At 44.6% G+C, this 11,078-nt stretch carries 11 protein-coding genes; 4 read left to right on the top strand and 7 right to left on the bottom strand.

Annotated elements, in window-relative coordinates:
• Positions 1 to 70: 70 nt before the first annotated feature.
• The gene (locus tag NE671_RS14260) at positions 71 to 1,219 is read right to left on the bottom strand and encodes a toxic anion resistance protein (RefSeq protein WP_173740239.1); all 1,149 of its coding nucleotides are present in this window, start codon (positions 1,217 to 1,219) and stop codon (positions 71 to 73) included.
• Positions 1,220 to 1,290: 71 nt separating this feature from the next.
• Entirely contained in the window at positions 1,291 to 2,526 is a 1,236-nt protein-coding gene (locus tag NE671_RS14255; protein ID WP_129975631.1) for a 5-bromo-4-chloroindolyl phosphate hydrolysis family protein, read from the bottom strand.
• A gap of 149 nt (positions 2,527 to 2,675) precedes the next feature.
• Between NE671_RS14255 and NE671_RS14250 the strand changes: the two genes are divergently transcribed.
• Positions 2,676 to 3,701 carry a branched-chain amino acid aminotransferase gene (locus tag NE671_RS14250; protein WP_059085425.1) on the top strand — a complete coding sequence of 342 codons (1,026 nt, stop codon included), beginning with the start codon at positions 2,676 to 2,678 and terminating at the stop codon, positions 3,699 to 3,701.
• A 147-nt stretch (positions 3,702 to 3,848) separates the two neighbouring features.
• Here NE671_RS14250 and NE671_RS14245 read toward each other — a convergent pair whose 3' ends face one another.
• Together NE671_RS14245 and thyA are read right to left on the bottom strand one after the other, a co-directional pair.
• Positions 3,849 to 4,343: a dihydrofolate reductase gene (locus NE671_RS14245; protein ID WP_173740240.1), complete on the bottom strand. Its 495-nt coding sequence runs from the start codon at positions 4,341 to 4,343 to the stop codon at positions 3,849 to 3,851.
• A gap of 23 nt (positions 4,344 to 4,366) precedes the next feature.
• Positions 4,367 to 5,215, bottom strand: coding sequence for a thymidylate synthase (gene thyA, locus NE671_RS14240; RefSeq protein WP_173740241.1), 849 nt, complete (start codon positions 5,213 to 5,215; stop codon positions 4,367 to 4,369).
• Between the two features lie 224 nt (positions 5,216 to 5,439).
• On the opposite strand from thyA, the gene NE671_RS14235 reads away from it, so the two are divergent.
• On the top strand, positions 5,440 to 5,970 hold the full coding sequence (locus NE671_RS14235; protein WP_173740242.1) for a VanZ family protein: 531 nt from the start codon (positions 5,440 to 5,442) through the stop codon (positions 5,968 to 5,970).
• Between the two features lie 129 nt (positions 5,971 to 6,099).
• On the opposite strand, the gene NE671_RS14230 is transcribed toward NE671_RS14235, so the two are convergent.
• The 3 genes from NE671_RS14230 to NE671_RS14220 all read right to left on the bottom strand — a co-directional run bounded on the left by NE671_RS14230 (position 6,100) and on the right by NE671_RS14220 (position 9,146).
• A complete protein-coding gene (locus tag NE671_RS14230) occupies positions 6,100 to 6,528 on the bottom strand; it encodes a hypothetical protein (RefSeq protein WP_021651826.1) in 429 nt (142 codons plus the stop codon).
• 37 nt (positions 6,529 to 6,565) lie between these two features.
• Positions 6,566 to 8,110, bottom strand: a complete 1,545-nt coding sequence (malQ, locus tag NE671_RS14225) for a 4-alpha-glucanotransferase (RefSeq protein WP_173740243.1) — start codon at positions 8,108 to 8,110, stop codon at positions 6,566 to 6,568.
• A 97-nt stretch (positions 8,111 to 8,207) separates the two neighbouring features.
• Positions 8,208 to 9,146 carry an alpha/beta fold hydrolase gene (locus tag NE671_RS14220; RefSeq protein WP_022426630.1) on the bottom strand — a complete coding sequence of 313 codons (939 nt, stop codon included), beginning with the start codon at positions 9,144 to 9,146 and terminating at the stop codon, positions 8,208 to 8,210.
• Between the two features lie 240 nt (positions 9,147 to 9,386).
• Between NE671_RS14220 and NE671_RS14215 the strand changes: the two genes are divergently transcribed.
• Entirely contained in the window at positions 9,387 to 10,550 is a 1,164-nt protein-coding gene (locus NE671_RS14215) for a DUF5067 domain-containing protein (protein WP_244095926.1), read from the top strand.
• A gap of 211 nt (positions 10,551 to 10,761) precedes the next feature.
• Entirely contained in the window at positions 10,762 to 10,977 is a 216-nt protein-coding gene (locus tag NE671_RS14210; protein ID WP_015524323.1) for a DUF378 domain-containing protein, read from the top strand.
• Positions 10,978 to 11,078 lie beyond the last annotated feature (101 nt).

Here is an 11,078-nt window from a genome sequence, read left to right as displayed (position 1 = left end):
TGAATCCTGAAAGGCAGGTGTCTTCAAACGCCCTGCCTTTCCTTTCTGAACTATCTTTTTACTCTTACTCCTAACGTCGGATCTCCAGCAGCTTTGTTTTCAGTTCGTTTTCCATACGTCTCATATCTGCCTCTGCTGCCTGACGTTTTTCACGGCCTTCCTGCTGGATCTTCATCACATCATCCAGTGTCTGGATCAGTTCCTGATTGGTTTTTTTCAGAGTTTCAATATCTACAATACCACGCTGGGATTCCTTTGCAGTTTCCACAGATGCCAGGTGAAGCGTTTCCGCATTTTTCTTCAGAAGTTCATTGGTAAAATCCGTAACCTGCCGTTGTGCCTGTGCGGCTTCTGTGGAGTGCGCAATTCCTAGAGCCAGCACCATCTGGCTTTTCCAGAGAGGAATGGTATTTACAATGGTTGTCTGGATCTTCTCGATCATCGTCGTATCATTGTTCTGGATCATGCGGATCTGCGGTGCAGTCTGCATAGAAATGGTTCTGGTAAGCTCCAGATCATGAAGCTTTTTCTCAAAGCGGTCACATTTGTTTTCCAGATCATTGGCAGCCTGTGCATCTTCCGGAAGTCCGCTTGCCGCTGCCTTCTGATGCAATTCGTTGAGCTTGCCTTCTCTGACTTCCCTAAGCTTCTTTTTACCTGCAAGAATGTACATGGAAAGTTCTTTAAAGTATGCAAGGTTCTGCTCATACATTTTATCCAGCACGGCAGAATCTTTCATCAGACGCATCTGGTGCTGCTCCAGAGCTTCCGTGATCTTCGTCACATTTCCCTCGGCCTTTGTGTAACGGTTTTTCAGAGTTTCCACCTTCGCTGTCTGTTTTTTGAAAAAGCCGAAAAATCCCTTTTCCTCTGTGGCATCAAAATCCTTCAATTCTCCTACCACATTTGCAAGAAGCTCTCCTGCCTCCCCAAGATCCTGTGTCTTCACATTTACCAGCGCTGCATCAGAAAAATCTGCCATCTTCTTCTGAGTGCCGGCTCCGTACTGCAGGATCTGGTTTGTATTTTCAATATCGATCTTTGCTGCAAAATCTTCTACGATTTTCTGTTCCTGGGGAGATAACACCGGTTCCTCTACTGCAGGCTCCTGGGGTTTCTCCGGTTCTTTTTTTGCAATTTCTTCTTTTTCTTCCGTGAAATCCGGTTCCAAAGTCAGCACCGGTGCTTCTACCTCAAAGTCTTTAAATTCTTCTCCCATAAGCATTCTCCTTGATCAACTGTACCTTCCGGCAGATGTCTGTATTCCAGCTTCTGATCTGCTCGTTGTACTTATTTCATTTCCGCATTCTGTTTCATTTTTTCGAAATCATCCTCTGTCAGTCCCTCCTGTGCCAGAACTGTATGCAGCACAGAAATATCGGTGGATACATCCCATGCGGTATCCCGGAATATGGAATCCAGAAGTTTCTCAAAAGCAATATTCAGTGTATCAATGGTTTCTTCAATTTCTTTCTTGGAAGCCGTGATATTCTCGCCCTGTACAGGCTGTCCATCCATATCCTCATAAGCATCCAGAAGCTTCACAGTCATGGGCAGATAGTAATCCATCATTTTCTTAAGATCCGGAATCACCTCCGGATGCTCTCCTGCACGCTCAAAAATTTTCTGAACGATCATTTCCATCCTGGAAATCTTTGCGGAAATTTCTTCCCCGGGAATGGCGTCATTGCTCTCACGGATCTTTACCAGAAATTCATTTCCTTTTCTCAGGACTTCCTGGGCTTCCGGACTCATATTCTCCTCCAGCTGAACCTTAGGATCTGCTTCCTGTTTACGAAGCTCCAGCTGCTTCTGTGTTTCCAGATACTGCTGATAGGTCTCATTACTGGTGATCAGACAGGTTCCCTGCTCATCCACATGGCCTTCCAGAAACCAGCCCTTCTGGATCATTCTGCTGATATCTTTTTTTACAAATTTCTCGTTCTTTCCTGCTGCCTGGGCAAGCTTCTGAAAATTACAGTAGGTGTGGTCTCCCAGCGCACGGATATATTTCTGGAAACGTCCCAGTCTTCCGAGACGGCTTGTTCCTGCTCCAAGAAGAGCACCGCCACCTGCTGCGCCTGCACACATCACTCCAAGCACACCTGCTGCAAGTGCACCGCTGTGTCCAATGCCCATCCAGATCAGAAGCACCATGGCTCCAAGCCCCATGCCACTTAAAAGTATCCCACCGGAAACTGCCATCATCATGCCTTTGAGATTCTCACCGGTAGTCTTTCCGTAGAGCAGTTCCGACTGTTTCCTTGCAGCCTGCTGCTTTGCTTTTCTGCTTCTTCCGTAATAAGGGCTCTGGTATGTATAGCTTTTCTTACGGAATTCCGGATCAGCACCCGGATCAAACACGGAATTCAGCGCATTTTTTAGCGCTTCGCTTCCGGAATCAATGGCCTTATTTACTGTCTGGTTGATCGTATGGCTTAATTCGTGATAGCTGTTTGAATTCACTGCATTATCTACAATATCCTGAATCTTTTTTCCAAGGTCTTCAAATTCGTGATTGTCCATTTTTCCCTCCAGTCCATAGATAATTTTTATTATATCGAAATCATATTAAAATTACAAGCAAATGAAAAAAAGGAACAAAAAACTATTGAAGTCATCACGTAAAAGTTTTACAATGGTAAAAAGTAAAAATTGTAAACGGAGGAATCGTTATGGAAAAAAAGAACATCGACTGGTCCAGCATCGGATTCGCTTACATGCCAACCGACTACAGATATGTGTCTAATTTTAAAGATGGAAAATGGGATGAGGGTACTTTAAGCACAGACCCTAATATCGTACTCAACGAGTGTGCTGGTGTGCTTCAGTATTCTCAGAGTGTATTCGAGGGTCTGAAGGCATACACAACAGAAGACGGACATATCGTTACTTTCCGTCCTGACCTGAACGCAGAGCGTATGGCTGCATCTGCAGCAAGACTTGAAATGCCGGTATTCCCGAAGGAAAGATTTATCGACGCTGTTGAGCAGGTTGTTAAGGCAAATGCTGCATGGGTTCCGCCATATGGTTCCGGCGCAACACTTTATCTTCGCCCGTACATGTTTGGTTCCAACGCCGTGATCGGTGTTAAACCGGCTGACGAATATCAGTTCCGTATCCTTACAACACCGGTTGGTCCATACTTTAAAGGCGGCGCCAAACCGATCACGATCCGTGTCAGCGACTATGACCGTGCCGCACCTTGCGGAACCGGTAACATCAAGGCTGGCCTGAACTACGCAATGAGCCTTCATGCTATCGTAGATGCTCACAAACAGGGCTTTGATGAGAACATGTACCTTGATCCCAAGACTCGTACAAAAGTTGAGGAGACAGGCGGAGCAAACTTCATCTTCGTTACTAAAGACGGCAAGGTTGTAACACCGAAGTCTGACAGCATCCTTCCTTCTATCACACGTCGTTCTCTGATCTACGTTGCAAAGGAGTACCTTGGACTGGAAGCTGAAGAGCGTGAGGTCTACTTTGATGAGGTTAAAGATTTTGCAGAGTGTGGTCTTTGCGGTACTGCTGCAGTTATCTCTCCTGTCGGAAAGATCAATGATCACGGCAAGGAAATCTGCTTTCCAAGCGGAATGGAGAAGATGGGACCGGTTATCCAGAAGCTGTACGACACACTGACCGGTATCCAGATGGGACGCATCGAAGCACCGAAAGGATGGATCCACGTAATCGAGTAATTATCGGATTTTCGTCATTATACATAACATTAAGCACAAAAAAACAGACCGCCGTATTTTTTTCGGTGGTCTGTTTTTTTATTATTTCTTCATTGTTTTTCTGTACAAAGCGGGCATTCTCATTCTGCTTTATGATCTGTGCTCACATTATCTATCTTTTCTCTCGTATTTCACAAACGCATATTCCAGATCAAAGTATGTCTGTTCTTCACTCTCCGCTGTGATCTCCCAATCCGGGTCCTCATCCAGGTTTGGAAAATACGCATCCGCTTCATATGAAAAATCGATTTTTGTCACATGAGCTGTATCACAGTACGGGAGCATCTGTTTGTAAATACTGTCTCCGCCGATACAGTACACATCCTCTGCCGGATATTTTTCCACTTCCTTCAGTGCTTCCTCGATGCTGTGAACGATCACCGCACCTTTTACCTGATAATCCCTGTTGCCGGTGATCACAATGTTGGTTCTGTTTTTCAGAGGAAGTCCGTTTGGAAAAGACTCCAGTGTTTTTCTTCCCATAACAACCACTTTTCCTGTAGTTTCCTCACGGAACATCTTCATATCTGCCGGAATACTTACCAGAAGTTCATTATTTCTTCCGATTCCCCAGTTTTTATCTGCTGCAACAATAATATTCATTCTTTCTTCCTTTCTTTATGCAATTATACTGCAATGGGAATATTTTTGATCTGTGGCCATGTCTCATAATTCTCCACGATCAGATCATTGGTGGTGAATTTATAAAAATCCTTTATCTCCGGATTCAGTTTTACTGTCGGTGCAGGATACGGTTTTCTGGAGATCAGTTCTTTAATTACCGGAATATGACGATCATAAATATGGCAGTCTGCGATCACATGAACAAGCTCTCCGGCTTCCATATCGCAGGCCTGTGCGATCATCATAAGAAGAAGAGAATACTGACACACATTCCAGTTGTTTGCAGCCAGGATATCCTGAGATCTCTGGTTCAGCACCGCATTAAGGACCAGCTTGTCCTTTCCGGGTTCCTTGGTTACATTGAAAGTCATGGAATAGGCACATGGGTAAAGATTCATCTCGTGGAGATCCTGATGTACATAAATATTGGTCATGATCCTTCTGCTGTACGGATTGTTCTTAAGATCAAAAAGAACTCTGTCTACCTGATCCATCATTCCCTCTTTATACTGATGCTTCACACCTAACTGATAGCCGTAGGCTTTTCCGATGGAACCGTTCTCATCTGCCCAGCTGTCCCAGATGTGGCTGTGAAGATCATGGATATTATTGGATTTCTGCTGCCAGATCCATAGAATCTCATCCATTGCACTCTTTAACGCTGTTTTTCTTAAAGTCAGTGCCGGAAACTCCTTCCGGAGATCATAACGGTTCACAACACCAAATCTCTTGATGGTATAAGCCGGAGTTCCATCCTCCCACACAGGACGTACCTTCTCACCTTCTGTGCTGGTTCCGTTTTCTATGACATCTTTGCACATGTCAATAAATATATTATCTGCAAGACTCATTTGTTGATTTCCTCCTGTAATTTTCTTCTATTCGATCCCGGGCTGCTTTTTTCTTAAAAATGCCCCTGAAATTTATTTTATATTCTAACACATTTCAGTCCTTACTGTCCACTTCCCCTTTAACCTCCTATCCCATTTAACCTTCTCTCCCTGTTTTTCCTTTTCCCTGTTCTTTTTCTGTATTTTTCTGGACTTTTCCATGCGGGAGTGCTATATTAAGAGCCATGAAAATACTGATTACATTATTAAAACCTTTTTCTTTTGCACCTGCGATCCTGATGATGTGCGTGATCTACTCTTTTTCCGCACAGACCGGAGATGTTTCCGGTGCCTTGAGCTACAAGATCAGCTACCAGATCGTAGAAACCAAAAACGAAATATTAGCTTCCGGCAAAAGCCTGGAACAGCTTTCCCAGGAAGCTTCCGGTATCGAATTTTATGTCCGTAAGGCTGCTCACATGACAGAATACTGCCTGTTGGCCATATCTATTTCCTTCCCCCTCTATGTATACGGAGTTCGGGGAATCTGGCTGATGCTTCTTGCCGGATTTGTATGTGTGGGATTTGCCGGACTGGATGAATACCACCAGTCTTTTGTAGAGGCCCGCGGACCTTCCGTAAGGGATGTAGGGATCGACAGCTGCGGAGCAATGATCGGAATTTTGCTGGTACAGGCATTCTGCTGGTCTACCTTACATACCCCCAACAGAAAAAAATCTCGAAAAAAGCGCAGAAACGCGCAAAGACGCAGATAACTGTTTTGTGATCTGCCTGACCTAAAAAACGGAACATACATAAGGATTTTTTGGCCTTATGATGTTCCGTTTTTGCTATTACTAATCGTCATATCTCAGCAGGCATTTTACTCTCACCTGCATCCAGTTTTATTTTTCGTCTTTCTCCTCCGGTGCGTCATCCAGATTTTCCGCAAGATGCGCCCGCTCCGCAATTGACATTTTTTTCTTTGCCACGGTTTCCGGATTTTGAGAAGCTTCCTCTGCCGCTTTTTTCGCAGCAGCTTCTTCCAGCTCATGTTTCTGTGCGCCAGCCTTTGCAAGATTACGGATCGCCATGATCAGAAGCACTGCTCCGATCACAACAAAAATACCTCCCGCTGCCAGAAATACCACACCGGAGTCTTCTGCTCCGCTTATGACACTGGCACAGAGACGATATCCTGTATACACAAGATAACCGCCTGCAAAGATCCACAGAAGACTGCTTCTTGTGGAAGAATTTCCCTGTCCGGAATTCTTTTCCTCAGCAGTTTCCTGCTGCAGCTCTTCCTTATTTTCTCTTTTCTGTTTTTCCATGATGTATTTCTGTCCTTTCTGATATCCTTATATTTCTCTATTTGTCAGATATCTTTTCCCTGTCAGCTTCTGTTTTTTCCTTCTCTTCCGTTTCTTCTTTTACAAGTCTTCCATAAAGCTTTGTCATTTTATAAATCTTCTGAATAATTGTTTCATTGAGCTGGCCTTTTTTCATACGCCACTTCCAGTTGTCACCAAGAGTTGACGGTTCATTGATCCTTGCCTCATTTCCAAGGCCGAGATAATCCTGTACCGGGATCACACAGCGATCTGCAACACTGGACATCGCCGCACGTATCATGCTCCACACTGCCGCAGTCTCATGCTTGCCCTCACAGCCAATATAGGCCCTGGCAAAATTTCGGTCATGCTGGCTCAGATTGCGGAACCATCCTCTTGTTGTCTCATTGTCATGAGTACCTGTGTAAACAATGCAATTCCTTTCATATCTGTGCGTCAGATACGGACTGTCCTCATTCTCGTCAAAAGCAAACTGCAATACCTTCATTCCCGGGAATCCGGATTCTTCCACCATCTCAATCACACTGTCTGTAAGGAGACCAAGATCCTCTGCGATCACATCCAGCTTTCCAAGATTCTTTTCAAGCGCACGGAACAGATCCATTCCCGGTCCCTTTTCCCAGTGACCGAACTCCGCAGTTTTATCTCCGTACGGAATGGAATAATACTCATCAAAGCCTCTGAAATGGTCGATCCTTACCACATCATAAAGCTTCATACAATTTGCCATTCGGCGTATCCACCATGCATAGCCTGTTTTCTTGTGATATTCCCAGTCATAAAGCGGATTTCCCCAGAGCTGCCCTGTGGCGGAAAAAGCATCCGGCGGGCATCCGGCAACGCCGATCGGAATATTTTCCTTATCAAACTGGAACAATTCCGGCTGTGCCCAGGCATCCGCACTGTCAAACGCAACGTAGATCGGGATGTCTCCGATCATCTCCACTCCCTTAGCATTTGCATAAGCTTTCAGTGCTGTCCACTGTTTAAAAAAGCAGAACTGCTGGAAGCAGTAAAATCCCACTTCTTTTGCAAGCTTCTCTCTTTCTTCAGCCAATGTAGCTTTTTCTCTGTTTTTGAGTTCCGTAGGCCATTCGATCCAGCTGATCCCATTCAGGCTGTCCTTGATTGCCATATACAGGCTGTAATCTTCCAGCCAGGCAGCATTTTCTTTTACAAACTTCCGGTACTCCTGATCTGTCTCACAGTCATAATTTTCAAAGGCTTTTCTCAAAAGCCGAAATCTGGAATTATAAATCTTCTCATAATCCACATAGCTCTCGTTTGTACCCCAGTCACAGTCCTCGCAATCACTTTTATCCAGATATCCCTCTTTTACAAAAGCCTCCAGATCAATAAAATACGGATTTCCCGCAAAGGTAGAAAAAGACTGGTATGGTGAATCTCCATATCCGGTAGGTCCGAGAGGAAGAATCTGCCAGTATTTCTGTCCTGCTCTTGCCAGCTGGTCTACAAACTCATATGCTTCCTCAGAAAAGCATCCGATCCCATATTTCGATGGCAGACTGGACACTGGAAGTAAAATCCCACTTGCTCTCATAATTTACGAATCCTCCTGTTTTCTCAGTAGTTGCGCCCTCTCACAGATGTCTGCAGGAGCACTCAGATTTTTATTATATCACTCTGTCACAGAGCGTTCAAAGTCCTTTTTTGCAGATATATGTAAATATATCATGATAAACCTTTTCCCTGTCTTTCTCATTCAGGATCTCGTGGCGCATTCCCGGATATAATTTTCCCCGGACATCCCGGTATCCTGCACAACGCATGGCACGGACAGACTTCGCAAACTGTCTCACATTTCCCATGCAGGGATCCTCCGCCCCACTGATAAACAGCACCGGCATTTCCGGCTTTGTACACTTCCAGTGCTTCACATCATAGGCTCTTTTCATCAGGTCAAAAAGTGCCAGATATGCATCATCCGTAAAGGTAAATCCACAGTATTCTGAATCCGAATAATCCTGTACAACCTGCGGATCAGAGCAAATCCAGGAAAAACGGTTTTTTTCTTTTTTAAAGTGCATTGCATAGCTTCCAAAAGACATCATCTCGATCAGACCCGCACTGTGTTTAGGCCCGAAAACAGTCTTTCCCGCTTTTGCCAGAGCTACTCCGACCGGACGAAATACATTATAGCTAGGTGAGCCGCAGACGATCAGCATATCCATACAGCTGTCATGATGCGCTGCATAGGCACGAACTGCCAGAGAGCCCATGCTGTGTCCGAAAAGGATCAGCGGGATACCTGGGAAATGATCCTTGATCAAGCAGTTCACCGTATGGATATCCTGCAGCATGGCATCCGCCCCACCACCGTACATATACCCAAGATCCTCTTTACTGCGTACGCTTTTCCCATGGCCACGGTGATCATGGATCACACTTATATATTTTCGCTCTGCCATATATTCCATAAAAGGAATGTAGCGTTCCTTGTACTCACTCATTCCGTGAACGATCTGTATGATCCCACGGTATTTCTCATTACGTTCCAACTCCGGCACTACTGCCAGGCAGGAAATTTCCAATCCGTCTGCTTTTGAAGGAAATGAATACTGAATTGTCCGTAACATATATTTCACCTCACCTTTTCTGCTGCATAAAGCGGGCATTCGCATTCCGCTTTGTCACCTGTACTCAACCACTTTTTCTGTGTCTTCCAGTATATCATAACACAGGGGGTTTCTCAAACAGTAAACCTATGATATAATCGTTACGGTAACACAGGGTGATGCTGTTTGCCCGCAAATGCAAACAGATATCCTCTGACTTACCCACCCGAAAACCAGAATGACTTATTGTAAGGAGGAATAATGAATACAGAAGACAATAATGATTTTTATGACGATGAGCTCTCCAGATCATTGATCTCCAATGATTTTGAAGGCGACACTCCCCACAGAAAGAAAAAAAGCAAAAAGCCTCTTGTGATCTGTCTGATCATCCTTCTGATCGCTGCCGCAGCCGGCGGAACCGCCTGGTATATGATGCAGCGCCATAAACCGGTAGAAGCCACAGAAAAATTTCTCACAGGAATGCAGAACATGGATTTTACCACAATGGAGAACCTTCTCCAGAGTCATGATCTCAGCGCTCTGGATGATGCAGATATCCGTGATTCTGCTTACACAGATTTCTTCACTACCGTCAACAAAAAAATGACCTACAAGATCACCAAAAACAAATTTGACATCCAGAACGGAACTGCCAGGATAACGGTTCACATGAAATATATTGACGGAACCAATATCTATGCAGCAACTATTCAGGAATACACCCGTAAGGTTGCTGTCGCAGCCTATGCCGGAAAGGAAATGACACAGGATGATATCCAGGAAATGCTCGCTGCACTTCTTGCCGAAAATGCTTCCACAGCTGATGAGAAATACAGTGAGATCGATATTACCTATCCTCTGATCAAAATCGGCAGCGACTGGAAGATCGTTTCTCTGGATGACACCACAGTCAAGGTTATGTGCGCAAACTTCAAAAGCGTAAAAGACGAGATATCATCCCAGCTTACGGATGACAGCACAGATAGCAGTTCTGCCGCTGCAGAGGATTCTTCCACCCCAGGCAGCACGGCCTCTGCTGAGGGCACAAGTGCATCCATTGATATTACAACTGACAAATTCTCCGTCCGTTTCAAACAGTTTGCGATTTCCAAGGACTACGGCGGAAATCCCTGTCTGATGATCTACTACGACTATACAAACTCCGGCGATTCCCAGTCCAGTGCATTTGTAGACTTCACCCTGCAGGCTTCCCAGAACGGAGAAGTTCTGGAAGGAACTTATCCGGAAGCCAGTGATGATGCTGTAGATAACTACATGAGCACCATTGATCCCGGAAAAACCGTCACTGTATGCCAGGTATTTCTTCTGAAGGATACTACCAGTGATGTAACGCTTCAGGGCAAAGAAACTTTGAATGTAAGCGGCGGACAGACAACCTCTCAGATTCTGAAGCTGAAGTAAGATATCGGAATCGCCTGGCGGATATTTACGATCCAAATTCGATAAACCGGAAATTTACATTTTATCTTGCATATGAAAGGAAAACGGAAATTTCTCCTTCATGATTTTTTCATGGCTGGCAGAAATTTCCGTTTTTCTTTTTCTCATTCCTGTGTATATTTTTTCGATTCTATGAAAAACTATTTCATGTATAACGAAAGGATGGTGACTTATGTCAAATAAATGTCTGCAGTACTTCACCCTGACCATTGCTGTGGTCGGTGCCATAAACTGGGGTCTGATCGGCTTCTTTAATTTTAATCTGGTAGCATTCCTGTTCGGAAGCATGAGCTGGCTCTCCCGGATCATCTACGGACTTGTAGGCTTATGCGGGCTTTATCTTCTGACCTTCTATACTCTGATCGATCAGGGTGAAACAACTGAATAAGCTACGCAGTAACACATAACGCGAAAAATCCTCTGCTGCATAAAAATAAAGCAGAGGATTTTTTCGCAACAAAAAAGAACTCTGATCATCCTCAGAGTTCC

This window comes from Blautia sp. DFI.9.10, assembly GCF_024461705.1.
GTDB classification, from domain to species: domain Bacteria; phylum Bacillota; class Clostridia; order Lachnospirales; family Lachnospiraceae; genus Blautia_A; species Blautia_A fusiformis.
This window is presented reverse-complemented; position numbering and strand designations above follow the sequence as displayed.

Bases quoted from the DNA above. Each gene is read 5' to 3' on its own strand.
- NE671_RS14260 (WP_173740239.1), bottom strand. From the start codon at position 1,219: ATGGGAGAAGAATTTAAAGACTTTGAGGTAGAAGCACCGGTGCTGACT.
- NE671_RS14255 (WP_129975631.1), bottom strand. From the start codon at position 2,526: ATGGACAATCACGAATTTGAAGACCTTGGAAAAAAGATTCAGGATATT.
- NE671_RS14250 (WP_059085425.1), top strand. From the start codon at position 2,676: ATGGAAAAAAAGAACATCGACTGGTCCAGCATCGGATTCGCTTACATG.
- NE671_RS14245 (WP_173740240.1), bottom strand. From the start codon at position 4,343: ATGAATATTATTGTTGCAGCAGATAAAAACTGGGGAATCGGAAGAAAT.
- thyA (WP_173740241.1), bottom strand. From the start codon at position 5,215: ATGAGTCTTGCAGATAATATATTTATTGACATGTGCAAAGATGTCATA.
- NE671_RS14235 (WP_173740242.1), top strand. From the start codon at position 5,440: ATGAAAATACTGATTACATTATTAAAACCTTTTTCTTTTGCACCTGCG.
- NE671_RS14230 (WP_021651826.1), bottom strand. From the start codon at position 6,528: ATGGAAAAACAGAAAAGAGAAAATAAGGAAGAGCTGCAGCAGGAAACT.
- malQ (WP_173740243.1), bottom strand. From the start codon at position 8,110: ATGAGAGCAAGTGGGATTTTACTTCCAGTGTCCAGTCTGCCATCGAAA.
- NE671_RS14220 (WP_022426630.1), bottom strand. From the start codon at position 9,146: ATGTTACGGACAATTCAGTATTCATTTCCTTCAAAAGCAGACGGATTG.
- NE671_RS14215 (WP_244095926.1), top strand. From the start codon at position 9,387: ATGAATACAGAAGACAATAATGATTTTTATGACGATGAGCTCTCCAGA.
- NE671_RS14210 (WP_015524323.1), top strand. From the start codon at position 10,762: ATGTCAAATAAATGTCTGCAGTACTTCACCCTGACCATTGCTGTGGTC.